The organism is Moraxella tetraodonis, from assembly GCF_022359095.1.
GTDB classification, from domain to species: domain Bacteria; phylum Pseudomonadota; class Gammaproteobacteria; order Pseudomonadales; family Moraxellaceae; genus Faucicola; species Faucicola tetraodonis.
Window position 1 is genome coordinate 2164649 of the sequence record NZ_JACSYB010000001.1, and the last position, 24271, is coordinate 2188919.

The 24271-nt window shown below is 44.2% G+C and carries 20 protein-coding genes and 1 pseudogene; 8 read left to right on the plus strand and 13 right to left on the minus strand.

What is annotated here, in order from left to right:
- Positions 1–61: 61 nt before the first annotated feature.
- The 4 genes from proC to H9W84_RS09530 all read right to left on the minus strand — a co-directional run bounded on the left by proC (position 62) and on the right by H9W84_RS09530 (position 5141).
- Positions 62–901 (minus strand): pyrroline-5-carboxylate reductase, encoded by an 840-nt coding sequence (proC, locus tag H9W84_RS09515; RefSeq protein ID WP_239743265.1) that lies wholly within the window; start codon positions 899–901, stop codon positions 62–64.
- A 209-nt stretch (positions 902–1110) separates the two neighbouring features.
- On the minus strand, positions 1111–2565 hold the full coding sequence (gene tilS / locus H9W84_RS09520; RefSeq protein ID WP_239743268.1) for a tRNA lysidine(34) synthetase TilS: 1455 nt from the start codon (positions 2563–2565) through the stop codon (positions 1111–1113).
- A 136-nt stretch (positions 2566–2701) separates the two neighbouring features.
- Positions 2702–3511, minus strand: a complete 810-nt coding sequence (locus H9W84_RS09525; RefSeq protein ID WP_239743270.1) for an acetyl-CoA carboxylase carboxyltransferase subunit alpha — start codon at positions 3509–3511, stop codon at positions 2702–2704.
- A 106-nt stretch (positions 3512–3617) separates the two neighbouring features.
- Positions 3618–5141 carry a Ppx/GppA phosphatase family protein gene (locus H9W84_RS09530; RefSeq protein WP_239743272.1) on the minus strand — a complete coding sequence of 508 codons (1524 nt, stop codon included), beginning with the start codon at positions 5139–5141 and terminating at the stop codon, positions 3618–3620.
- Between the two features lie 519 nt (positions 5142–5660).
- Here H9W84_RS09530 and trxA point away from each other — a divergent pair.
- Entirely contained in the window at positions 5661–5984 is a 324-nt protein-coding gene (trxA, locus tag H9W84_RS09535; protein WP_239743274.1) for a thioredoxin, read from the plus strand.
- Between the two features lie 405 nt (positions 5985–6389).
- Positions 6390–7658 (plus strand): transcription termination factor Rho, encoded by a 1269-nt coding sequence (gene rho / locus H9W84_RS09540; protein WP_007117155.1) that lies wholly within the window; start codon positions 6390–6392, stop codon positions 7656–7658.
- A 123-nt stretch (positions 7659–7781) separates the two neighbouring features.
- Here rho and ypfJ read toward each other — a convergent pair whose 3' ends face one another.
- Positions 7782–8666 (minus strand): KPN_02809 family neutral zinc metallopeptidase, encoded by an 885-nt coding sequence (ypfJ, locus tag H9W84_RS09545; protein WP_239743277.1) that lies wholly within the window; start codon positions 8664–8666, stop codon positions 7782–7784.
- Positions 8667–9254: 588 nt separating this feature from the next.
- Between ypfJ and H9W84_RS09550 the strand changes: the two genes are divergently transcribed.
- Entirely contained in the window at positions 9255–9584 is a 330-nt protein-coding gene (locus tag H9W84_RS09550; RefSeq protein ID WP_239743279.1) for a hypothetical protein, read from the plus strand.
- 204 nt (positions 9585–9788) lie between these two features.
- Here H9W84_RS09550 and ccmE read toward each other — a convergent pair whose 3' ends face one another.
- The 5 genes from ccmE to ccmA all read right to left on the minus strand — a co-directional run bounded on the left by ccmE (position 9789) and on the right by ccmA (position 12921).
- Positions 9789–10274 (minus strand): cytochrome c maturation protein CcmE, encoded by a 486-nt coding sequence (gene ccmE, locus H9W84_RS09555; protein ID WP_040404183.1) that lies wholly within the window; start codon positions 10272–10274, stop codon positions 9789–9791.
- A gap of 87 nt (positions 10275–10361) precedes the next feature.
- A complete protein-coding gene (gene ccmD / locus H9W84_RS09560; RefSeq protein WP_239743281.1) occupies positions 10362–10568 on the minus strand; it encodes a heme exporter protein CcmD in 207 nt (68 codons plus the stop codon).
- A gap of 113 nt (positions 10569–10681) precedes the next feature.
- The gene (ccmC, locus tag H9W84_RS09565; RefSeq protein WP_239743283.1) at positions 10682–11473 is read right to left on the minus strand and encodes a heme ABC transporter permease CcmC; all 792 of its coding nucleotides are present in this window, start codon (positions 11471–11473) and stop codon (positions 10682–10684) included.
- Between the two features lie 105 nt (positions 11474–11578).
- Positions 11579–12247, minus strand: coding sequence for a heme exporter protein CcmB (locus H9W84_RS09570; protein ID WP_007117161.1), 669 nt, complete (start codon positions 12245–12247; stop codon positions 11579–11581).
- A gap of 11 nt (positions 12248–12258) precedes the next feature.
- Entirely contained in the window at positions 12259–12921 is a 663-nt protein-coding gene (ccmA, locus tag H9W84_RS09575; RefSeq protein ID WP_239743285.1) for a heme ABC exporter ATP-binding protein CcmA, read from the minus strand.
- A 284-nt stretch (positions 12922–13205) separates the two neighbouring features.
- On the opposite strand from ccmA, the gene H9W84_RS09580 reads away from it, so the two are divergent.
- On the plus strand, positions 13206–13988 hold the full coding sequence (locus tag H9W84_RS09580) for a YbjN domain-containing protein (RefSeq protein ID WP_239743286.1): 783 nt from the start codon (positions 13206–13208) through the stop codon (positions 13986–13988).
- 68 nt (positions 13989–14056) lie between these two features.
- Here the strand turns inward: H9W84_RS09580 and H9W84_RS09585 are convergent, their stop codons facing one another.
- A complete protein-coding gene (locus H9W84_RS09585; protein WP_239743288.1) occupies positions 14057–16162 on the minus strand; it encodes an NADPH-dependent 2,4-dienoyl-CoA reductase in 2106 nt (701 codons plus the stop codon).
- 321 nt (positions 16163–16483) lie between these two features.
- Here H9W84_RS09585 and H9W84_RS09590 point away from each other — a divergent pair, with 321 nt between their 5' ends.
- The 4 genes and pseudogenes from H9W84_RS09590 to H9W84_RS09605 all read left to right on the plus strand — a co-directional run bounded on the left by H9W84_RS09590 (position 16484) and on the right by H9W84_RS09605 (position 21369).
- The gene (locus H9W84_RS09590) at positions 16484–17320 is read left to right on the plus strand and encodes a DegV family protein (RefSeq protein WP_239743757.1); all 837 of its coding nucleotides are present in this window, start codon (positions 16484–16486) and stop codon (positions 17318–17320) included.
- A 157-nt stretch (positions 17321–17477) separates the two neighbouring features.
- Positions 17478–19118 (plus strand): annotated as a pseudogene (locus tag H9W84_RS09595) (acyl-CoA synthetase); the annotation flags it as partial.
- 457 nt (positions 19119–19575) lie between these two features.
- Positions 19576–20631 carry a recombinase RecA gene (recA, locus tag H9W84_RS09600; RefSeq protein ID WP_100285146.1) on the plus strand — a complete coding sequence of 352 codons (1056 nt, stop codon included), beginning with the start codon at positions 19576–19578 and terminating at the stop codon, positions 20629–20631.
- 105 nt (positions 20632–20736) lie between these two features.
- Positions 20737–21369 (plus strand): regulatory protein RecX, encoded by a 633-nt coding sequence (locus tag H9W84_RS09605; protein WP_076776466.1) that lies wholly within the window; start codon positions 20737–20739, stop codon positions 21367–21369.
- Positions 21370–21377: 8 nt separating this feature from the next.
- Here the strand turns inward: H9W84_RS09605 and H9W84_RS09610 are convergent, their stop codons facing one another.
- Positions 21378–22466: a sulfate ABC transporter substrate-binding protein gene (locus H9W84_RS09610; protein ID WP_239743292.1), complete on the minus strand. Its 1089-nt coding sequence runs from the start codon at positions 22464–22466 to the stop codon at positions 21378–21380.
- 179 nt (positions 22467–22645) lie between these two features.
- Positions 22646–24112, minus strand: a complete 1467-nt coding sequence (ffh, locus tag H9W84_RS09615) for a signal recognition particle protein (RefSeq protein ID WP_065253465.1) — start codon at positions 24110–24112, stop codon at positions 22646–22648.
- Positions 24113–24271: the final 159 nt, after the last annotated feature.

The window sequence follows — 24271 nt, forward strand, 5'->3', positions numbered from 1 at the left end:
TAAGACGTTAAGATAGTCAATTAAAATTTGCTGTTGTAGCCAATGTTATAGCCAAATCGAGTTATTTGCCAAACGCTTGGCTGAGCTCACGGGAGCGCTGCTCACATGCTAGCATGGCATCGGCAATAATTTGATGCATTTTTTTTGCATCCATCACTTCAATTGCTGCTTGGGTAGTCCCATTGGGCGAGGTCACTTTGCGACGCAGCTCAGCTGGCGTATCATGACTGGTCAATGCCATTTGCGCTGAGCCTAGTGCCGTTTGCATTGCCAAAGCCGTGGCTTGGGTTTGAGTCAGTCCCAATTTTTCACCCGTGGCAATCATGTTTTCTAACATATAAAAGAAATACGCAGGCGCTGACCCTGAGATAGCAGTCACGGCGTGCAGTAGCTCTTCGTCATCTACCCATAACACCAGTCCTGCCGCGGACATCACTTGCTGCGCGAGTTGCTGCTCCGCCTCGCTAACCCCGGCTGTCGCGTACAGGCCTGTGGCACCCATTTGAATCATCGCAGGGGTATTTGGCATCGCCCGCACTAGCTTAACTTGCGGCCCCAACCATTCGGCTAAGCTGTCGGTAGCAATCCCTGCGGCAATTGAAATAACCACTTGCTCACCCCAGCTATCTTTGACTGGCAGTAGTACATCTTTAATGACCTGCGGTTTGACGGCTAGCACGACCACATCAGCTTTTTCGATGGCGTGCTTGGTATCGTCGATATTGCTCGCATTGTAAGTATTTAACCCTTGGGCTTGAAAATCCGCTAACTTTTCAGCATCGGTTTCAACCACATGCAGTAGGCTACTTGGCTGACCTTTTGCCAATAGCCCTGCGATAAGTGCCGATGCCATATTACCGCCACCAATAAAAGCGATATTAAGAAAAGTTGTGGTTGCCATAGATGTCCTTTGTAGTCATTTTTTGTGGGGTGACGAAAGCAGTTAGAAGAAAGTAGTTAAAGGGTTCGCCCTCGCTATTATTCGCAAATAAGTCTACCATACCTACTGCAAATTTTGATGACAAATTTACACAGTGTAAATTGGTGTGCATGGCGCAAATTCAAGGGATTATTGGTGGTTTGATAGTCTTAGTCCATGACAGTCTTAAATCAATGAGACTCACCATCAAGACTGTCTGCCCAAGCCAAGTGCCACGGACAAGCTGCTTGGGTAGCCAAATTCAGCTCACGGGCATCTGCCAGCCAAACACTGATATTCGGCAATAATAAAGCGAACTGTTTTGGTATTTGAGATGCCGTGAGCACCTTTTCTTCGTCGTCATTCATGATGACCACTTTGGCAAATTGTCGCTCCCAGCTAGGAATATCAAATCGTTGACAAAGTTTTTTAAACGATTGGTGAAAAGATTGTGACAATAATTGAAAAGACTCATTGGGCAACACGGCTCTGCTAGCAAGCGACAATCCTAGAGATAGCCCCACAGATAATCCAACAGATAATTCCACATCAGCAGCCAAATTGGCTAATACCCTGTAGTCTGACTTGCCATGAATCGCCTTTACATAATCGGCATCAAGGCGGTATAACGTATCGCGGTATTTTCTAATTTCAATCCCCTGCCACTGCAAAATGGCTTGCTGGTCTGTTTGCGCTGATTGTAGTAACTGCTCAATTTGTGCAATCCATTGCCGAGTGGGGGCAAATTTTTGCGAGCCTTTGACCCAATGATGCAAAAGGTTAAGGCGTCTGGCTTGGCTCAATGATTTTAGATTGGGGATATGCAAACATTGCTGATGACTTGTCCAGCCATTTGAGCGCTGACATAGCGCCAAATCTTGTTGATATTGGTCATCGACTATACGCTGGGCTTCGCTTAGGTTTTGCTGGGTGCGGGTGATATTTTGCACTAGCTTATGAAAGCGCTCATCAAGGAGTGGCAAAATCTGATTACGTAAAAAAGCGCGCTGATTAGTTACGCCAAAATTGGTAGGATCATCGACATAAGGGATATGTTGCGCCGCTACAAAGTCGCTAATCTCATCACGCGTTACCCCAAGCAACGGACGCCATAACCAAATGGGTTTGCCAAATTCGTGTTGCACCCCAAACGCCGTCATGCCTGTCAGCCCTGCCAATCCTGTCCCTTGGCATAGGTTCATCAACAAGGTTTCCACCTGATCGTTGGCGTGATGCGCCAAGGCAACAATGGCGTTTTCGCCTGCAATCTGTATGATGGCATGATAGCGGGCGGTTCTGGCTTGTTGTTCATTGACTTGTTGTTCTTGGCTGATTGTGCTATCGGCTCCATAAACTTGCTGCGATTGCCAATCGATACAAACGCTGTCATAGTCGATGTGGTGCTTGTGGCAATAGCCTTCTACCAGTTGTTGCCAGTCATCACTGACTTTTTGCAATTTATGGTTGATATGAATCACATGAATCGGTAGTTGTAGCTGCTGACAGGCGAACAGTAATGCCATCGAGTCTCGCCCGCCACTGCACGCAATATAAATTCTAGTGGCAGCCTTGGGGTGCGGGTTGATATGGGTTTGATAACTTTGTTTAATCGCTTCAATGACAGGTGACATAGGGACAGATGACATAGGGATAGAAGACACAGTGCTCAAGCTCATGCGGCAAGAGAAAAACAAGGGAATAAAACAAATGCGATAAAATAATGGGCGCCTCAATAAACGCCCATGAATCATTAAAAATTAAAATAGGTTAAATCACTGACAATCAAGCAGAGGCTTTTGGTAAGGACACCGTAGAATTAAAGCTCATCAGTTTTTCATAGCGTTGTTGCAGACGCGTTTGTTCATCAAGCTTTTCAAGCTGTCCTAGTTGCTGTTCGAGCGTGGCTTTAAGGTTGGTCATAGCCACATCGCTGTTGATATGTGCGCCCTCGCCTTCCCCAATGACTTCATCAATCAAGCCAAGTGATTTTAAATTTGTCGCACTGAGTTTCAACGCCTCACTGGCTTGGGGCGCTTTTTCAGCCGTTTTCCATAGAATCGAGGCACAACCTTCTGGCGAAATCACGGAATAAATGCTGTTTTCTAGCATATTGATACGATCAGCGACGCCAATCGCCAGTGCACCACCTGACCCCCCTTCACCGATTACCGTGGCAATCACAGGCACATTCAATGATGAAAATACCGCAATACTTTGGGCAATCGCTTGGGCTTGACCACGCTCTTCTGCACCTACGCCAGGATATGCGCCTTGGGTATCAATAAAAGTAAACACCGGCAATTTAAACCGTTCTGCCATTTGCACCAGTCTAACCACTTTGCGGTAGCCTTCTGGGTTTGCCATACCAAAATTGTATTCTATACGCTCACGGGTGCTGCGACCGCGATGTTGACCAATCAGCATGACAGGCTGGTCGTTAAACATCGCCATGCCCCCCAAAATCGCTTTGTCATCGGCATACGCGCGATCCCCTTGCAGCACATCAAATTCCGTGAACAGCTGGTTGGCATAATCCAAAAATAATGGTCGTTTTGCATGACGTGCAAGCTGTACTTTTTCCCAAACACTCATTGTCGTTATTCCCTTGTTTTATTACAACTGTTGTCATCTCAATATCGTATGACAGACCTAAACGCTTAACTTTATTTAAAATTTAAAAAATTGTTTAGCTATTTACTTAGCCAATAGCTGGCTCGTAGGTGGCAACGGATAAGCTCATCCCCCACTTTTGCCAAATATCAATTTCATCTTGCAAATCTGATAGCACAAGACTTGCGTTATCATCCGCTAAATTTACCGAAACTTCCCAAGTATGGTTATCTTTAGCGGCTAGCTGAATCGGTAGCGTATCATGTTTGCTACGGCTGTGATGCACCAGTACCGCCAGGCGTAAAATCAAAGTTAAATACACCAGATTGTCACCGCCGACCATTTTGACTTCATCATAACTATCAGGTTTTAATTTACGGCGATGGTGCATCACGAGCTGCGACAAGCGTGTTTTATCGACTTGTGAGAACCCATCAATATCCGAATTTTCCAGCAAATAGGCACTGTGCCTGTGATAGCTACTATGGCTGATGGCAAGACCAATTTCGTATAAATAGGCACCACGGCGAAGTAAATCCGCGTCTTCTTCATCAAGCCCCAAGCGGTTTTTCACTTGGTCAAACAGCTGCTGCGCGGTACCTACCACACGTTTTGCTTGTTTTCTATCCACCGAATAACGCGTCATCAAGGCTTGTACACTGCGATCGCGCACATCTTCACTGGCAAAACGCCCGAGCATATCGTACATGACGCCTTCGCGCAGCGCACCATCTGAATAAGAGATGGTATCAATGCCCAAAACATTCATCGCTGCCAACAGCACTGCGACACCAGCCGGCAACACTGCTTTACGGGTGTCTTTAATATCGGCAAAATCAATATTGTCGATATGCTTTGCTTTAATCAGTAATTTTTGGATTTCTTTGACACCGCTGTAAGTCACACGAGCATTTTCATCGGCAAGTCCAAGTTGTACCAAAATTTGATTGACCGCTTTAATCGTACCACTTGAGCCCGTGACACTGTCCCAACCCGTTTTTTGGTATAAACGGCTAATACCAAGCACTTCTTTTCTCGCCGCAGCAATCGCTTTTTCAAACGCTTTTTCGGTGATAGCGCCGTCAGTAAAATAGGATTTGGTAAAGGCAACACAGCCCATCTGTAGGCTTTCGGTCAAAATCGGGTCAAAGCCTTTACCAATAATAAACTCCGTCGAACCACCCCCAATATCAATCACCAAGCGTTTGTCGGTACTGGCATTGGTATGAGAAACTCCCAAATAAATTAGACGCGCTTCTTCTCGCCCAGCAATGACTTCTAAGGGTTTGGGTAAAATTAAATTGGCTTGTCGAATAAATTCATCCGCATTCTTGGCTTGGCGCAGGGCATTGGTAGCCACAATCCGTAACCGCTGTGGGGAAACAGCGTCTAGTCGTCCAACAAAACGGGTCAAACAATCCAGCCCGCGTTTTTGTGCCTCAAGCGACAAATAGTTGTTTTCATCAAGTCCAGCGGCAAGCTGCACTTTTTCTGACATTGATGCTAATTTGCGTACTTCCCCATGGTCTAACCGCGCGATGGCAAGATGAAAGCTATTTGAGCCAATATCAATGGCGGCCATAAGTTCGTTGTTAGCAAGTAAGTCAGGCATATGTCACTTAGTGTCGGTTAAAGTCAATAATTCGATTAGACACCATTTTACGCATTTTCATCCCTGAGTAAAAGCCATTTTATTGCAACTGCCATTTTTGCCTCCCTCCATGCCTGTCTATCGATAAAAAAAATTGACTTTAATATTTTCTAAAAACTTCCATCGTTACAATCATTTAGATACGATTAGTTAGATACCATTAATGTTTCTTATCATAACTATCAAAACAATTAACCATACCCATACCCTGTTTTAGGGTTGTGTTATGCTAAGATGACCCTATCATAATAAGCACAATAAAGTAATTTGCCGTTGGGTGTCTGTTTAATAGATTTCACTATCCTATCATTGTTTCTATCACTTCAATGTTTCTATCACTGTTTGATTGTATCCAATATTAAGATTTTTTTATTAGGCAAAAACAAGCACTGGGCAAAAACAAGCGTTTGGGTCATTACTTAACCGTAATCCAAAACCTAACAGTTAACAACATCAACACGTAAACACGTAGGAGTTACTATGTCTTCAGTTATTCATGCCGATGAAAGTACTTTTGAAAAAGCAGTACTACAATCAGATACTCCAGTATTGGTCGATTTTTGGGCAACTTGGTGTGGACCATGTAAAGCCATCGCCCCTGTATTAGACGAGCTTTCTTCAGAATATGAGGGTAAAGCGCGAATCGTTAAAATCGACGTTGACCAAAATCCAAACCTAGCCGCACAATATGGTATCCGTAGTATCCCTACCTTATTTATGTTCAAAAACGGTGAAAAAGTGGATGCCACTATGGGTATGCAACCAAAAGCCCAATTGACTGCCCTTATCAACAAACACTTATAATCGCTAGGGTAAGAATCACCAGCGTAGGTTAAATTAAATGGTTACATTGGTAACTGTCTGTTTTTTGATAGCAACCAGTGAGATTCGCCGCGATTTTGATACTTATCAGTAAAAAAATCGCGGTTTTTTATGCCCATACATTGACAAATGAATATGTCAAGTCGTATAGTGTGTTTCACAAAATAACTATCTTATCGATATGCTTAACGTTACGTTAGCAGGCATTTACTATTATTTGGTTTAGTACTTGGTATTGTCTGTTTGCAACGCTCAGTTAATCATTTCAAACGTTTCTATTTTTTTCTCTTTATATTCTCTTCACACCCTACTGTCTTAAAACGATGCAGCGCCTTTGCTCGACTCACGTTTTGAGGTGGTTCAAAATTAGTTATTGATGATTTACCTATGAATTTGACTGAACTCAAAAAAAAATCGATTGCTGAATTGTTGTTGATTAGCGAGCAAATGGGTCTAGAAAACATGGCCCGTAGTCGCAAACAAGATATCATTTTTGCCATTTTAAAAACCCATGCCCGAAACGGTGAAGCTATCTATGGGGATGGCGTGCTTGAGATTTTGCCCGATGGCTTTGGTTTTTTACGATCGTCGGAAGGCTCTTATCTAGCAGGTCCCGATGATATCTATGTGAGTCCGAGCCAAATTCGCCGTTTCAATCTCAAGACGGGTGACTCTATCGCTGGTACGATTCGCCCACCCAAGGATTCTGAGCGTTATTTTGCCCTATTAAAAGTCAACGAAATCAACTTCGACACCCCAGACCGCTCTCGCCACAAACTGATTTTTGAAAATTTAACCCCACTTTTCCCCACCCAGCAGCTTCGCTTAGAGCTTGGTAACGGCACCACAGAAGACTTAACGGGTCGTATTATTGACTTGATTGCCCCGATTGGTAAAGGTCAACGCTCGATTATCGTCGCTCCACCAAAAGCGGGTAAAACCGTATTGCTACAATCTATCGCGCAATCCATCACCAAAAACAACCCAGAATGTTATTTGATAGTGCTGCTCATTGACGAACGTCCTGAAGAAGTGACCGAGATGCAGCGCACGGTGCGTGGTGAAGTGGTCGCATCGACCTTTGATGAGCCGCCAGCCCGTCACGTACAAGTCGCCGAAATGGTGATTGAAAAGGCCAAACGCTTGGTTGAGCACAAACAAGACGTGGTGATTTTACTTGACTCCATTACGCGTCTAGCTCGCGCTTACAATACGGTTTTGCCTTCATCTGGCAAAGTACTAACGGGTGGTGTCGATGCCAATGCCTTAGAACGCCCAAAACGCTTTTTTGGTGCCGCGCGTAATGTCGAAGAAGGCGGTAGCTTGACCATTATTTCAACCGCTTTGATTGACACAGGCAGTACCATGGATAAGGTGATTTATGAGGAGTTTAAGGGGACAGGTAACCAAGAAATTACCCTTGAGCGAGACATTGCCGAAAAACGGGTATTCCCTGCCATCAATATCAAAAAATCGGGCACTCGCCGCGAAGAGCGGTTGATGGATGAGGCGATGCTACGCAAAGTATGGATTCTACGCAAACTGCTACACCCAATGGATGAACTACAAGCCACTGAGTTTTTGCTAGAAAAACTTAAAGACTCAAAAACCAATGATGAATTCTTTGAGCAAATGACGCGTAAAGATAAATCTTAATCATGTTACCGCTTAATCGTATTAATTAGCTGACTTATAAAAATAAAAAAGCTCAACCTGGTGTTGAGCTTTTTGTTGGCGTCTTTTTTATTAGCGTCCTTTGGGCTTAAATCGCACCGCCACTTAAATTGCACCACTAAAAGTATCGCATTGATTGATATCACCCGATTTTAGACCGCGTGAAAACCACGTCATACGTTGTTGACTGGTACCATGGGTGAAACTATCAGGCACCGCTGCTCGACCACTGGCTTGGGCTAAACGGTCATCACCGATTTGCTCCGCCGCATTAATCGCTTCTTCAATATCGCCTTGCTCTAAGAATTGAACACGTTGTTGGTTACGGTTTGCCCAAACACCGGCAAAACAGTCCGCTTGCAGCTCTTGACGCACTGATAAATTATTGGCTTGTGCTTGCGTGGCACGGCGACTGGCTTCATCTACTTTTTGGCTAATACCTAACTGATTTTGTACATGGTGACCCACCTCATGAGCAATCACATAAGCCTGTGCAAAGTCACCTGCTTTACCTTGGTTTTGCGCATCACCTGAGCCATTTTGGTCACCTGTGATACCCAGTTTTTGGCGCATTTCTTGGAAAAAACTGGTATCAAGATAGACGCGTTGGTCAGCAGGACAATAAAAAGGTCCTGTCGCTGAAGATGCATTACCACAACCTGAACGTACCATACCATTAAATAACACCAACTTAGGCTGTTGGTATTGCATATTGTTTTCACTAAAAATTTGACCCCACACTTCTTCTGTGTCTTTTAACACCACCGAGGCGAATTTTTGGTCGCGATCAGCCGTTTGCTGGTCAAGGGTTTGTTGACCACCACTATTTCCACCGGTAATTGCAGAACCTGTTTGCATAGCAGTCATAGGATTCATACCAAACACCAGCCACAAAATCAAACCAATGATAATACTACCGATACCGCCACCCACGGCTTTACCACCGCTGACCAATACATTCGAACTACCACTACGATCTTCCCACTTCATACCAATACCTCCTTAAATACTGTCTTACTTTTATAATATGCTTATACAATATGCTTATTTTGGCATTGTAGCATTTTGCCTAAAATTTACTGTGTGAAATCGTAGTTTTATACAGATTTTTGACAATAAACCCTAACAATATACCACTAATGTAACTTATTATTACCTATCTAAAATCTGCGAAACCTGATTAAAACTAACCATTTATTGCGATAAAAATTTATTTTTCATATATTGTTTCATTCAGCACTTCAAATAGAAAAATTTTGTAAATTTACAAAAATAAAGATATCCTTCATAGATTTTTATGCGTATAATACGTCATTTTCTGCGAAAAGCTAAAAAAAGATATCTTTTTCGTACGATATTAATAAGCCTAAAAAGTTGTGTTTGTGGTTACGGTGTTATTTTGTTACAACCTTTTATCAGATTTATTATATTTTTTTATACGAAAGTTATTTTATCTTGACTAAGTTTCAGCTACAATATTGCCAGTTTCATGTCCCGTGTGTCTTTAATTCTAAATAAACGCTTTATTTAGAGTATCGTCGAGTGAATACGGGGTTATTTTCTTTAGGAGAACACGTAATGAACGTTAAATTAATCGCTGTATCAAGTTTAGTTGCTGCATCTTTAGCTATGACTGCATGTAGCAAAAAAGAAGAAGCTGCACCAGCTGTTGCATCTACTACTGCTTCAACTACAGTTGCTTCATCAACTACTACTACCACTGTTGAAGCTTCTGCACCAGCAGTAACTGCATCTGCTGCAACTGTTAACGCTTCTACTGTTGTAGTAGAAACTGCATCTGCTGCTGCACCAGCTTCAGCTGCTGCTGACGCTGCTAACCAAGTTGCTGATGCTGACGCTTCTGCTGCTGCAACTGTTGCTGACGCTTCTGCATCTGCTGCACAATAATCAGTTTTTTAAACTGAACAAAAAGGAAACCCAAGCGGTTTCCTTTTTTTATGGTTAAAGATTTTGTATGGCATAAATTTTTTAACACTATTTAGATATTAAAAAATTTAGATATTAAAAAAGTGGGTCATTGCCCACTTTCTTAGCTCCATGGCTTTTTAGCCGGCTGGTTTTTTAGCTAATTAATTTTTTAGTTAAGTCACTTTATTGTTTAACAGGGGTAGCCGGCATAAACTGCGCTTGGTTGACATCCGTGCCATTGGCTTGATGCTGGGTTTTTAATGATTTTGCTACTTCTGGCGGCATATAATTCTCATCATGCTTTGCTAGTACTTCGCTTGCTACAAAGGTATTGCCTTCAAGCGAACCTGTGGCTACCACGCCCGAACCTTCGGCGAATAAATCTGGCAAGATGCCTTTATAAGATACCGGCACGGTGGATTTAAAATCGGTGATTTTAAATTTGACATTGAGCGGGTCTGTGCTATCTCGCTCGACACTACCACGCACGACCATGCCCCCTGCTCGGATACGGGTATCTTCAGGTGCCTTGCCTTGACTAATGGCTGTGGGGTCAAAATAATAGTCGGTTTGTTGTCCTACCGCATAAATCACAAGAACGACGGCAATGATTGCGCCAAATAAGGTTGCCATCACCCACATTAATTTTTTTTGTCGAACTTTATTCATCGCTTTTTTTCATCTCACTTTTGATGAACCAAACCCTATGGGGCTACTTGTCTATTATAACACCGATTAGGCCGATAGATACTATTATCACCTGCCCTTAGCGGTACGCTGTTGACGCTGTCGTTGGCGCGCCTGCTGGGTAGTGATATCTCGGTAGGTCGCTTTACGCTGACTACGACTAAAAAAGACAAGCGCGACAATGCCTAGTAAGGTCAGTAGCCAAGTTGACCACACATAGCTACCATGCCCACCCATGGCGATAAACTCGGCAACATTATGAAAATACGGGCTCATTGGTGACCTCAGATTTGGATTTAGGTTTAGAGAATGGATTGATGCCATAGAATTAAAGCTATCGCTAGTTAAATGGCGACAACTTTAGCTAGGATAAGCTTAGCAATAATACTTTAACGATATAGCCGTTTGCATTCATCAATCACCCACTGCTTGCTACTTTCGCGTTGCAAAATCAAGGTATTGGTACGATAGATTGTCAGTGCAGCCACCAAAAAATAGCTGCCTAACATCATCAGCAACAACGGCATATACATATCAGGCGGCATTTTTGGACGCTCAGTTACGGTAAATGTCGAGCCTTGGTGTAGGGTGTTCCACCAGTTGACAGAATATTTGATAATCGGCAAATTAACCGCACCGACAATCGATAAAATCGCCGCCGCTTTACCACGACTGGCAGTATGTTCAAATGCAGTAAATAGCGCCATCACGCCTGCGTATAAAAACGCCAAAATCAGCATAGAAGTCAGACGCGCATCCCATACCCAGTATGTGCCCCAGGTAGGTTTTGCCCAGATAGAGCCTGTGAGTAGACTTAATACACAAAGCATAAAGCCAATCGGTGCAATCGCTTGGGCAACCAAATTGGCGGTTTTAATTTTCCAGACCAAAAAAATCACCCCCAAAATTGCCATACCCAAATAAATTGACATGGCCAGACTGGCAGTGGGGACATGGATAAAGATAATACGATAGCTATTACCTTGCAAATAGTCGGGTGGCGCAAACGCTAATCCCCAAACGGCACCCACCGCTAATAGCAGCGCAGCAATGACAGCCAAGTATTTCACCCAAGGGGCAAAAATACGATAAAACTCTTTGGTGCCAACAGTTTTAAGAAACCCTTGCCAAAGGCGAGAAAAAAAGCCAGTTTTGCCAACGTTTGGGGTAATTTCTGCCATGGAATGCGCCTTGCTTTTTTTTCTAAAATGAATGTAAGCCATCAACAATAAGATATTTGTTCGCTTATTTTACTGGTATTTTGGGATTTTTTCATCTAAAAATCATCAGCTTAACCAAGCCAGTTTTAATGAAAATGCAATCACAAAAGGCGTGACGATGACTGCCAAAATACTGCCCGCCAGTAATAGGGCTAAAATCGGATAACCGTTAAGCCCCATGGCAAATTGCCCCACTGCCCCCGTGGCAAAAATCAGTACAGGGAGCTGCATCGGTAACGAAATCAATGGCACTAACACCGCGCCGTTTTTTAGCGATAATGTCAAGCTGCTGGCAATCGCTGATAAGCATAGCAAAATCGGACTACCCACCAAAATCGAAGCACTCAGGGCAATGGCTGCTTGGCTGGTCAAACCAAAAAGCGGCATCGCTAAAAATGCGAGCAGACATACCATCCCCGCACTGGTCAGCCAATGCACGATAAGCCGTACTAAAACCCAAGTGGGAATCGAGGCGCGAGCGACAACCAATTGCGCCAGTGTACCGTTATCGAGGGCTGGGCGAAATAAGTTTTCCATACCCATAATCAGTGATAATAACGCTGCAATCCATACCGCAGGCACGCCTAGTTGCTGCAATAATTTTGGCTCCGTGCCCATCGCCAGTGGAAATAAGGTGATGATAATTAAAAACAACACCAGTGGATATAACCACTGCACTTTGTTTTGCTGCTTGATTTGCCATTCGCGTTGCCACAGGGCAGAAAAATCAATCATTGCAGTTGCCCCTAAACCATATACAAGGTTAAATCTAATTGCTTGTTGGCGACGGCGACAGTTTGGTGACTGGTCATGAGTACTGCCCCGCCGCGCTGAACGAATGTCTGCATCAAGTGTTCAATTTTGGCAATCATATTGATATCAAGCGCGGTCAGCGGCTCATCAAGTAGCCAGCAAGGAAATTGCGCTACATACTCCAGCGCAAACAGCAAGCGTGCCAAACCCACGCGGCGCGTCTGCCCTGCCGAGAGTTGATAGCAGTTGATTTTCTCATAACCTGCTAACCCAACCCAATCGAGTGCTTGCTCAAGGGCGTCTGCGCTTGGTTTGATGCCATACAAGGCTAACAAAAATCGCAAATTTTGCTCAACGGTGAGTTGCAAATGAATACCCAATTGGTGCGCCACATAAAATGGCTGCACAGGTAACCCTGCCTTGCCCTGCCAGCTGATATCACCCGTCAAAACAGGAATCAACCCTGCAAGCTGCATCAAAAATGTGGTTTTTCCGGTGCCATTTTCACCCACCAAATGACAAATATCGCCACGGTTTAGCACCAAATTCACCGCTTCACACAGCGGAAATTCGCCACGTTGTATGGTGACATTTTGACAGTTTAGCAGCGAACTGGTCGCCGAGATAGTCATAGCAGTGGGTGTTGGATTTGGCATAGCATTGGTTAAAATTTGCAAGTCATTAAATAGATAACAGATTAAATTGATAAATCACAGCCTCATACCCATTGTATAGATAATTGGCTAAAGTTGTGTAGAAAGCTTATTATATACTAACTTGCGATAGGTCTTTGCTATTATCAATATAAAGTATCCATATAAAGCTTGGTGATAGCGTCAAAGTTTTGCCAACCTGTTTGTTAACTTTTTTGTTTTTTAACTGTTCTGCTTTTCGTTTTTCTTTCTATTTTTAGCTATTTTTTCTTGGGTAAGTGAAATCAATGTCCAAAAATCCGAAGCGTTTATGGCAACGCCTAAAACTGTTGTTTACTGCTGAAAAATCAGCGTCACTCCCTGTAGCCGATAAAATAACTGACTCTGGTCATTGTGCTGAGACAGGCGAGCATACCGAAGCTACTGGCTATCAGCCTTTTGCCAAAAATCCAGTCAATGCAGCTTTTGATGAGCATAGCCATTCACAAGATGAACCGATTTTAGCCAGTGAGTCGCCCGAGTCAGATGACGAATTAGAGCTACAACCGATTACTCCCGATGATATAGAGCATATCTTAGCCAGTATGGGTTATCAATTTATGTATCACCCAGCCAGCGAACAAGATGAGCAAAGTATTCATCATTATACGATGCAAGTGTCAGATAAAGAGCGGCATTGGGGTTGTATGATTCGTTTTTTTAGTGAGCAGCAATTGATTGCGGTATACAGTGTTTATCCTACTGCGATTGCTGAAGCCAATCGCCCAGAGATGCTCGCCATGCTCGCTTATCTGAATTATGATTTGATGATTGGCAATTTGGAAATGGATGTGATGGATGGCGAGCTGCGCTTTAAGACGTCGCTTGATTTAGAGGTGACGGGGGTGAGCGAGCTAATTATGAGTTATTTGCTACAGAGTAATTTCTCGTTGTTTTCACGGCTGTATGACACCATTCGCGAGATGATTGAGCAGCCGCATACTACGCACGATTTGCAAGGTGCTGTAGACAAACTGATTGACTCTCAGCAAGCGCGCAATTTTTTCTTAGCATCTGATGCCATTCAATAACACGCGGTCGATATAAACAAAGGCGGTGACATTCATTCATCGCCTTTTTTATGACATAGTAAAAGCTGCTACAACATGGCAGCGACTTCCGCGCCTTCGCGAATGGCACGTTTGGCGTCCAATTCGCCTGCCAATTTTGCCCCACCAATCAAGTGATATTGGGCTGTCAAGTCATCACCCACGGCCGGCATTAAGTCATTGACCGATTCTTGCCCCGCGCAGATAACGATACTATCAACGCGCAATAATTGGCTATGACCGTCTGGGTTAGTAATCCAAATCCCTTCATTGGTAATTTTCTCATAGCCAATGCCGCTCACCTGTTTGACGCCATGCTTGTTGATATGAGCACGGTGCACCCAGCCTGAGGTTTTATTGAGACCTGCCCCCAAGCGACCTTTTTTACGCTGCATCAAATACACTTCACGGGTCGGGGTAATGGGCTCTGGTTTTACCAGTCCACCTTCGCTGTCATAGTGTGGGTTGGTGTCCACCCCCCACTCACGTTTCCATGAGTCTACGCTTTGCGGATGGGGTTGATAAATCACGTTACCTTGGGCATCTTTTTCAAACGGTTTAACATGGGTGGAGGTCAAATATTCGCTGACATCAAAGCCAATTCCGCCTGCACCGATCACCGCGACTCGCTTACCTGCAACTTTTTGACCCGATAGCAATTCGGCATAGCTCATCACTTGCGGTAACTCCACCCCTTCAAAGTCAAGCGCCCGTGGCACAACGCCTGTCGCAATAATCACATCATCAAACTGACCCGACTCTAGCTCTTCTTTGCTTACTTTGTGATTGAGCTTAAGCTCAATGCCTAAGCTGTCCACCAAATTGGTAAAGTAACGGATGGTCTCAAAGAACTCTTCTTTACCGGGAATCACTTTGGCATAGTTAAACTGGCCGCCGATTTTATCCTGTGCTTCAAACAAGGTGACCTGATGACCGCGTTTGGCGGCGACCGTCGCCGCTGATAAGCCTGCCATGCCTGCGCCCACTACGGCAATTTTTTTGGCTTTTTTGGCAGGTTTATACACCAGTTCAGTTTCATAACAGGCTTGGGGATTGACCAGACAGGTTGAGCGTTGGTTCTCAAATGTATGATCTAGACACGCTTGGTTACAGCCGATACAAGTATTAATCAGATGGGTCTGCCCAAGGCTGGCTTTTGTTACCCAATCTGGGTCTGCCAAGAACGGACGCGCCATTTGTACCAAGTCAGCTTGGTTATCTGCTAGCAGCTGCTCGGCAGTCTCTGGCATATTGACACGGTTGGCAGCAATCACAGGGATAGTCACGTGGCGTTTGACTTCAGCAATCACATCGGCAAATGCTGCGCGTGGCACCGACGTGACGATAGTGGGAACACGCGCTTCATGCCAGCCAATCCCCGTATTTATTATGGTCACACCGGCTTTTTCGATGGCTTTGGCGATAGTAATGACTTCATCCATGGTGTTGCCATCGGGCACCAAGTCAATCATCGACAAACGGAAGGTGATAATAAACGCTTCTCCCACCGCCTCGCGTACCGCTTTGATGACTTCAAGCGCAAAACGCATACGGTTCTCTAAACTACCGCCCCATTGGTCGGTGCGCTGATTGACGTGATTGCTTAAAAACTGATTGAGTAAATAGCCTTCTGAACCCATGATTTCAACACCATCATAGCCCGCCATTTGTGCAAGTTTGGCAGTTTTGGCATAGTCTTTGATAGTCGCCAAAATATTTTTTTCACTCATTTGACGGGGTTTGAAGGGTGAAATAGGCGACTTGATGGGACTGGCTGATACCGCCAATGGATGATAACCATAGCGACCGCTGTGCAGAATTTGCAAGATGATTTTGCAGTCATATTGGTGCACAGCTTTGGTGACTTTACGATGGTTTATCACATCGCCTTTGTGATTGAGCGTCCCGCCTGCCGGCACTAACCAACCTTCACGATTGGGCGAGATACCGCCCGTAATCATCATGGCAACACCCCCTTTGGCGCGCTCGGCAAAATAAGCGGCTAGCTTTGGATAGTTAAAAAACCGATCTTCAAGCCCTGTGTGCATCGAGCCCATCACAATACGATTTTTTAACGTGGTAAATCCTAAATCTAGGGGCTCAAAAATATGCGGATAATGGGTGTTATGAGTAGATATCCGGCTGTTATTTGACATAAATAATCCTTGGCAGTAATTTCCTTTCACTATTTGGTCACATTAAGGAATTAATCTTGTCACTTTGTCAAAGAGCTCGTTATTATAATCAATTCGTTAATGTGGGAATTCGTCAATTTGGTCACGCGATGTAGCTGTATCAACATACCTTAAGCATACATCAAACCAAAAATAGGTCAACCTATTATAAATAGTCATCTTTGAAAGCATAAGGCAAATTTTGTCCCGATGAGTCTACAAAAAAATCATGCTTATTTTTGTGATAATGCTAATATCAAGCTAGGATAAAAGTACAACCGAAGGGAAATTACTGTGAAAAAAATGATTGTCAGCACGTCCACGTCTTGTCTTGACGACCTTGGCATTCCAGAAAATGTCAAAATGTTGCCAATGAATATCCATATGGGCGGTGCCAATTATCTAGATGGACAAAACCTAAGCTTAGACAGTCTATCGCGTATTCTACTCGATACCCCCAATATCGACATCAGTACCTCTGCCCCCACTGAAAATCAGCTCATTGAATTCTTTTATCAGCTCATCAAAGAAGACGTGCAAGAAGTTTTATTCATCTGTTTGTCCTCTTCTTTAAGCCAGACCTACAAAAACTTGCTCAATATCAGCTCGATGTTTAGTCATCGCATGAAAATTTATATTTATGATTCACGCACGATTTCACATGGCGAAGCGATTCTTGTACAAGAAGCCTCACGCTTACTCAAAAAAGGCACAGAAATCCCTCAAATCATCACCGAAATCAACCGCCTGCGCGATAAAATCCATATCTATTTGGCCGTTGATAACCTTAAAGGCATGATTCGTACCAAGCGTATTTCAGCCCCAGTCGGCTTTTTTGCCAATTTATTCGGTATTAAACCGATTGTAAAAGTCGAATACTCAGGTCAAATAGTCGCCTTTGAAAAGGTGCGTAGTTTTGAAAAATGTATTGAGCGACTCGCCGATGCTATCATCACCGCCGCCAATGGCAAAAAAGGTACAATGTATGTGCTTAGCGGCAATTTAAACCCTCATACCAAGTCATTACTCAACTATTTATCGTTACGCGGTTATGCTAAAACCGAAGTTCTTCCTGCCGCCAGTGTTTCTATAGCAAATATCGGTGTGTTTACACTTGGCTGCGTATTTGTCGAAGACTAAACCCTGACTGTGTTGTGCTAGCTTGTAAAACACAGTCAAGGCTTATCTATTTTGGTCATTTTTTTATATTTTATCAAAAAGCACACTGATATATAGGATTTGGTCAAAATCCTTGTTATGATAAAGGCGTTTATTTGTTAACTACAGGGATGTCGTTATGCCAAACTTCCATACAGGGCTGGAAAAAAATCCTGCCAACTATACCCCGCTTACTCCCATTGATTTTATTGAGCGTACTGCTAGCATCTATCCCGATCAAACGGCGATTGTGTATAAAGATTATGAGCACAATGACTTACGGCAAACTTGGGGCGAGACCTATAATCGCTGCCGCAAAATGTCGGATGCCCTAAAAAAATTGGGCGTCGATAAAGACGATACCGTTGCAGTGCTACTACCCAATACCCCAGCCATGGTTGAAGTCGCGTTTGGCGTACCGATGTCTGGTGGTGTGCTATGTACCTTAAATACCCGTTTGGATATCAATGCCTTGGTCTTCTGCCTACAGCACAGTGAAGCGAAAGTATTGATTGTTGATACTGAATTTGAACAGCATATTGCCCTGGTTCAAGAGTCATTTCCTAACTTAATTATCATTCATGCCACCGACCCTGCGGTCACGCCCACTGAACAATTTGGCAATATGACGTATGAGGAATTGATCGCCTCAGGAACCGACTTAGACAACTGGGAAAAACCAACTGATGAATGGGATGCCATCGCGCTCAACTACACATCAGGTACCACAGGTATTCCAAAAGGCGTGGTGTATCACCATCGTGGTGCCACCTTAAATGCCGTCTCTAATATTTTAGATTGGGATATGCCAAAGCACCCTGTGTATTTATGGACGCTCCCCTTGTTTCACTGCAATGGCTGGAGCTTTCCTTGGAGCATTGGCGAGCGGGCGGGTACCAATGTGTGCTTACGCAAAGTTGATGCTGATTTGATTTTACGGTTGATTGGCGATGAAAAGGTCACCCATTATAGCGCAGCGCCTATCGTGCACAACATGATTGCCAATGGTAATGAAGCGCTGAAAAAAGCCATTAAACATGAAGTACGTTGTAATGTCGCAGGCGCGCCACCCCCTGAGTCTTTGCTCGCCAAAATGGAAGAAATGGGCTTTAAAATCACCCACGTCTACGGTTTGACAGAAGTATATGGTCCCGTCACCCTGTGTGTCGAGCGCCCAGAATGGGATGATTTGACTGTCAGTGAACGCGCGCAAAAAAAATCCCGCCAAGGCATGAACTCACATCTGCTAGCGGGATTTGATGTATTCAAACAAGGCACCACTACCCCAGTTGCAGCCGATGGTAGCGAAATTGGTGAGCTGGCTATCCGTGGCAATATGGTGATGAAAGGCTATCTAAAAAACCGCAAAGCCACCGCAGAAGCCTTTAACGGTGGCTGGTTTAAGACCGGTGACTTGGGCGTCAAATACCCGGATGGTTACATTAAAATTATGGATCGGCTCAAAGACATCATCATCTCGGGCGGTGAGAATATCTCAAGTATCGAAGTGGAAAACGTGCTGTATCGTATGCCAGAAGTGGAAAGCTGTGGGGTGGTTGCTGCTCCCCATGACAAATGGGGTGAAGTACCGGTAGCCTTTATCGAAATCCGCGAAGGCTCAACGCTAGATCGGGAAGACATCATTGCCCATTGCCGTAAATATTTGGCAGGTTTCCAAGTGCCCAAACATATTATTTTTGCGCAAATCCCAAAAACCTCGACAGGTAAAGTGCAAAAATTTGAGCTACGTCAAGCGGCGCGCTCACTGGCGCATGAAGAAGCAAAAATCACTCACCATCATCCGCAAAGCTATTTGGCAGCGACAGCCGACTCAAATCCGAGCACTGCTACTGCTATGCCTAGCTCTGCCATACCTAGCAACACCCAAACCCCACCCAATGACTCACCAGAAGATGAGGCACACTAAGGCTCAATATTGGCGACTCACATTGCATATCCTCACTCTACTAGTCGGGATTTTTGTTGCAACTTATAGCTTGAAAACACCCAAAAAACACCCATTTATATAGAGATTTTCTCATGTCATTTTTAATTAATTATTAACAATAATAAGCGACAATATATGTCGTATATCAGTGATTTAGCCCTATAATTTTTCGTATATTTTGTTATTATAGCCTTATCAATTCACTTCTTTTTTAACTTATCCCTAGTTTTAAATTTTTCCCTTTTTTATTAACCTTTTTTATCAACCTTTTTTATAATAAGGAGTCCTTATGGACGACAATAAAGCCAAAGCTTTAACGGCCGCTTTATCACAAATTGAAAAACAATTTGGTAAAAATACCATCATGCGCTTGGGTGATGAGTCAGCAAAAATCAATGTGGATGTAGTTTCCACAGGCTCATTGGGTTTGGATATTGCACTGGGCATTGGCGGTTTGCCAAAGGGTCGTATCGTCGAAATTTATGGTCCTGAAAGTTCGGGTAAAACCACTTTGACCTTGCAAGCAATCGCCCAATGTCAAAAGCAAGGCGGTACCTGTGCCTTTATCGATGCTGAGCATGCGCTAGACCCTATTTATGCCAAAAAATTGGGCGTTGATGTCGACGCTTTACTTGTCACGCAGCCTGACAACGGTGAACAAGCGCTTGAAATCACCGATATGCTAGTGCGCTCAGGTGCGGTGGATATGATTGTTGTTGACTCGGTCGCGGCCCTTACCCCACGCGCGGAGATTGAAGGCGAGATGGGCGACAGCCACATGGGTCTGCAAGCGCGCTTGATGAGCCAAGCGTTACGAAAAATCACCGGTAACGCCAAACGCTCTAACTGTATGGTAGTATTCATTAACCAAATTCGTATGAAAATCGGTGTCATGTTTGGCTCGCCAGAAACCACAACCGGTGGTAACGCCCTTAAATTCTATGCGTCGGTGCGCTTGGATATTCGTCGTATTGGTGCGGTTAAAGACGGTGAAAACATCATCGGTTCTGAGACCCGCGTTAAGGTAATCAAAAATAAACTGGCGCCGCCGTTTCGCCAAGCAGAATTTGACATCATGTATGGGACAGGTACCAATCATCTAGGTGAAGTGGTTGACTTGGGTGTCGATATTGATGCGGTCAAAAAATCGGGCGCTTGGTACAGCTACAATGACAGTAAAATTGGTCAAGGTAAAGCCAACGCCATTAGATTCTTGGAAGAAAATCCCCAAATCGCCCAAGAGATTGAAGCCAAAGTGCGCGCTGCTAAGCTTGGTAATGTCGAACCTGTGCCAGAAGAAGCGCATGATGTTGAACCCCCTGAGTTTGTCGAAGGTATGCAATAATTGCCTAGCTAACCAAAACCCTAGTTTTTACTGGGGTTTTTGTTTTTATACTGCTCAACTTGTTCCCCCGCCTGTTAGCTTTTTTTAGTCACGGTTAAAACCGCTATGCCAGATCCTAAATCCTTGTTAAAAAATATCGAAAATCAGTTAATGACTGATGAACAACGCCAAGCTTACCATGACAAGCTTAAAGCTGAGAGCTACATGCGTTGGCTGGCGTTTTATTATCTTGGGCGGCGTGAGCAGTCTAAAAAAGAGCTGCGGGATAAACTGTTGGCAAAAGGATGTGATGCGGCGGCTATCGAAACGCTTTTGACCGAATTTGAAGCAGAAGGCTATCAAAGCGATGAGCGTATGACATCTGCATTAATCAAAGAAGGTATCGGCAAGCAGCATGGTACCCAGCGGATTTTTCAAACGTTAAAAAAACACGGCTTAACCACCGTCCGTTCGGTCAGTGCGATTAATGCATGGATTGAGATGCACAATGATTTTTTTGAAGATTTATTACTCAATGATATTGAATCAGACACGGCGGATGACGACCCAGATGAGGCCTATGAAGTGGATTGGCTTGCCCAAGCAGTGGCAGCACGGGTACGAAAATACGGTGATGCCATCCCGACGGAGCCTAAAGAAAAAGCCCGTCAACTGCGATTTTTGCAATATCGGGGCTTTGCTGCCGATGTGTGTTTTGATGCCTTAAAGTATGACTTAACTACCCTCGCCAATCGCTAGAGCCACGGTTATTTTTTTACCGCCAATTGGTCAAAAATTGCGCCATCTTTAAAAAACTTGCTCATGATCTCATCCCAACTACCAAAAACTTGATTTGGCTCAAACGTGGCAATTGCAGGAAATTGGCTTTGGTATTTTGCCAAAGTCGCCGCATCCACAGGGCGCAAATAATTCTTGGCCATAATCTCTTGGGCAGGCGTATCCCACAAACCTTTTAAATAGGCTTTTGCCAATTCAGTGGTACCTTTTTGCTCGGTAACCGCATTCACCACAGCGACAGGGTTACTAATCTTGACCGAATAACTGGGATAAATAATCTGTAAGTTTTTATCGGCAAATTCTTTTTTGGTGATTTGTGCTTCATTCTCTGTGGTAATCAGCACATCACCGATTTCTCGTTGTAAAAAGCTTGTTGTCGCTGCCCTTGCGCCACTGTCATACACTGCCACATTGCTCAAAATTTGCTTCACCAGGGTTTTGGTTTTGGCTTCGTCATTATTGAAGTGGTGCAATCCATATCCATACGCACCCAAGAAACCATATCGCGCTGTACCACTGGTTTTTGGATTGGCAATCACGATACTGACACCGGGTTTTGCCAAGTCATCCCAGTCTTTGATTTGCTTGGGGTTGTTGTTGCGAACTAGTAGTACCATGGTGCTAGTATAAGGTATCGCGTTATTGGGAAACGCTTGTTGCCAGTTTTTATCCACCAAGCCTTTTTTCACCAGCAGTTCTACATCTGAGGTTTGGTTCATGGTCACCACATCCGCTTTAAGCCCATTGGCTACGCTCAAGGCTTGTTTGCTTGAGCCGCCATGCGACTGCTGGATAGTGATGGCTTGTTTTTGCTGCCCCGTAAAAATCGGGTTGTATTCTTTATACAACTCGCGGGACACGTCGTAAGATACGTTTAGCAAAGATACACCATTGCCGTTAGCGGCTGAAGCGCTGGCTGCACTCTCGTTTTTGGGCGGGGCTTTTTGGCAGGCAGTTAAGCTTGCCACTGCCATCACTGAAATACCGGCTAATGCCAAGACTTTGCCTTTAGATTGCGTACGGGTGGTGAATGGGTGAGTTTGGGTTGCGTTTGTCATGTTTTCCTCATAAGTTTTCAAAGTGCCACGCTAAACATCCAATGGCTTAATGATTGAAAATATAGTAAGGATTTTTATTTATACTGTCTTGGAATATTTAATACTTTCATTATTCCTTAGATGAATAAAAAGCCCGTAATGCATACGGGCTTTGAAAGTACAATTCTGCGATTAAAATTTTAAAAACGGGTTTTAAATTTTGGCGCAACTGGATTGGCTTGACCGTTAACTGTCGTAGTATTTGCGCCTGCTTGGTTGTTTTGTCCAAATAATGGACCACCGCCACCGCCCATGCCTTTGGTCAACCCTTGCACCGCTTTCATCATTTTGCTGATGCCCGATGGGTCAGATAGCATTTTCATCATTTTTGCCATTTGCTTGTGCTGCTTTAACAGCTGATTGACGTGCTGTACGTCTTTACCCGCGCCTGCCGCGATACGGCGTTTACGGCTTGGGTTGATTTTATCGGGGTTTTTACGTTCAAATGGGGTCATTGAATGAATGAGTGCTTCCATTTCTTTGACCTTTTCTTCTGGTTTGGCATCTGATACCGCTTTTTGCACATCCGCACCGCTCATGCCTGGCATTTTATCCAAGAAGCCCGCCATGCCGCCCAAATTTTTCATTTGCTGGAATTGGGTTAGCAAATCCTCAAGGTCAAACTCGCCGCCTTTTTGGATTTTTTTCGCCATTTTTTCGGCTTTTTCACGGTCAATTTTTTGCTCAACTTCTTCGACCAGTGACAACACGTCACCCATGCCCAAGATACGCTGTGCCACACGCTCAGGGTGGAAGGGCTCAAGCGCATCAAGTTTTTCACCACGACCCAAGAATTTGATCGGTTTGCCAGTGATGGCACGTACCGACAACGCCGCGCCACCGCGCGCATCGCCGTCAGTCTTGGTCAAAATCACGCCGGTCAAAGGTAACGCATCATTAAAGGCTTTTGCCGTATTTGCCGCATCTTGACCGGTCATTGAGTCAACGACAAATAAGGTTTCTGACGGAGTGACGGCTGCGGTTAATGCTTTGATTTCGTCCATCATGGCTTCGTCGATATGCAGACGACCTGCGGTATCGATAATCAAAATATCTTGAAACTGTACTTTGGCTTGTTCGATGGCGCGTTTGGCGATATCAATCGGGTTTTGGTCAGCACTTGATGGCACAAAATTGGCTTTGACTTGCTCAGCGACTTGCTCAAGCTGCTTGATTGCCGCGGGGCGATAGACGTCCGCAGAGACTAGCATGACTTTTTTCTTATGGCGCTCTTGCAGATATTTGGCAAGTTTACCGGCTGTGGTGGTTTTGCCCGCGCCTTGCAAGCCCGCTAGTAGATAGACAACCGGTGGTTTGCCTGTCATTTCAAGTGATTGGTTAGCACTGCCCATCATCTCGGTCAGTTCATCATAGACGATTTTGACAAAGGCTTGACCTGGGGCGAGTTCTTTAAGGACTTCTTGACCTAGGGCTTTGTCTTTTACCCGTGACACAAAATCGCGCGTCACTGGCAAGGCGACATCCGCTTCTAGTAGTGCCATACGCACTTCACGCAAGGTGTCTTTGATGTTGTCTTCAGTTAGCTGCCCTGTACCAGAGATACTACGTAAACTCGTCGACAGGCGTTCGGTTAAGGTTTCAAACATATAATTTCTCTAATCTATTGCTATCAATTTTATAATCTTACTATTTTATGCTAAATTAGCTAAAACTGCTAATATAATACCGATAAAATCGCGATTTGTTACATGGGTCATGCTAGTATAACCATCGCATTTTGCACGTATTTGATGATTTTTGATGAG

What these genes read in the sequence shown, in the direction of transcription:
- proC (WP_239743265.1), bottom strand. Translation starts at nt 901, where the DNA reads ATGGCAACCACAACTTTTCTTAATATCGCTTTTATTGGTGGCGGTAAT.
- tilS (WP_239743268.1), bottom strand. Translation starts at nt 2,565, where the DNA reads ATGTCATCTGTCCCTATGTCACCTGTCATTGAAGCGATTAAACAAAGT.
- H9W84_RS09525 (WP_239743270.1), bottom strand. Translation starts at nt 3,511, where the DNA reads ATGAGTGTTTGGGAAAAAGTACAGCTTGCACGTCATGCAAAACGACCA.
- H9W84_RS09530 (WP_239743272.1), bottom strand. Translation starts at nt 5,141, where the DNA reads ATGCCTGACTTACTTGCTAACAACGAACTTATGGCCGCCATTGATATT.
- trxA (WP_239743274.1), top strand. Translation starts at nt 5,661, where the DNA reads ATGTCTTCAGTTATTCATGCCGATGAAAGTACTTTTGAAAAAGCAGTA.
- rho (WP_007117155.1), top strand. Translation starts at nt 6,390, where the DNA reads ATGAATTTGACTGAACTCAAAAAAAAATCGATTGCTGAATTGTTGTTG.
- ypfJ (WP_239743277.1), bottom strand. Translation starts at nt 8,666, where the DNA reads ATGAAGTGGGAAGATCGTAGTGGTAGTTCGAATGTATTGGTCAGCGGT.
- H9W84_RS09550 (WP_239743279.1), top strand. Translation starts at nt 9,255, where the DNA reads ATGAACGTTAAATTAATCGCTGTATCAAGTTTAGTTGCTGCATCTTTA.
- ccmE (WP_040404183.1), bottom strand. Translation starts at nt 10,274, where the DNA reads ATGAATAAAGTTCGACAAAAAAAATTAATGTGGGTGATGGCAACCTTA.
- ccmD (WP_239743281.1), bottom strand. Translation starts at nt 10,568, where the DNA reads ATGAGCCCGTATTTTCATAATGTTGCCGAGTTTATCGCCATGGGTGGG.
- ccmC (WP_239743283.1), bottom strand. Translation starts at nt 11,473, where the DNA reads ATGGCAGAAATTACCCCAAACGTTGGCAAAACTGGCTTTTTTTCTCGC.
- H9W84_RS09570 (WP_007117161.1), bottom strand. Translation starts at nt 12,247, where the DNA reads ATGATTGATTTTTCTGCCCTGTGGCAACGCGAATGGCAAATCAAGCAG.
- ccmA (WP_239743285.1), bottom strand. Translation starts at nt 12,921, where the DNA reads ATGCCAAATCCAACACCCACTGCTATGACTATCTCGGCGACCAGTTCG.
- H9W84_RS09580 (WP_239743286.1), top strand. Translation starts at nt 13,206, where the DNA reads ATGTCCAAAAATCCGAAGCGTTTATGGCAACGCCTAAAACTGTTGTTT.
- H9W84_RS09585 (WP_239743288.1), bottom strand. Translation starts at nt 16,162, where the DNA reads ATGTCAAATAACAGCCGGATATCTACTCATAACACCCATTATCCGCAT.
- H9W84_RS09590 (WP_239743757.1), top strand. Translation starts at nt 16,484, where the DNA reads ATGATTGTCAGCACGTCCACGTCTTGTCTTGACGACCTTGGCATTCCA.
- recA (WP_100285146.1), top strand. Translation starts at nt 19,576, where the DNA reads ATGGACGACAATAAAGCCAAAGCTTTAACGGCCGCTTTATCACAAATT.
- H9W84_RS09605 (WP_076776466.1), top strand. Translation starts at nt 20,737, where the DNA reads ATGCCAGATCCTAAATCCTTGTTAAAAAATATCGAAAATCAGTTAATG.
- H9W84_RS09610 (WP_239743292.1), bottom strand. Translation starts at nt 22,466, where the DNA reads ATGACAAACGCAACCCAAACTCACCCATTCACCACCCGTACGCAATCT.
- ffh (WP_065253465.1), bottom strand. Translation starts at nt 24,112, where the DNA reads ATGTTTGAAACCTTAACCGAACGCCTGTCGACGAGTTTACGTAGTATC.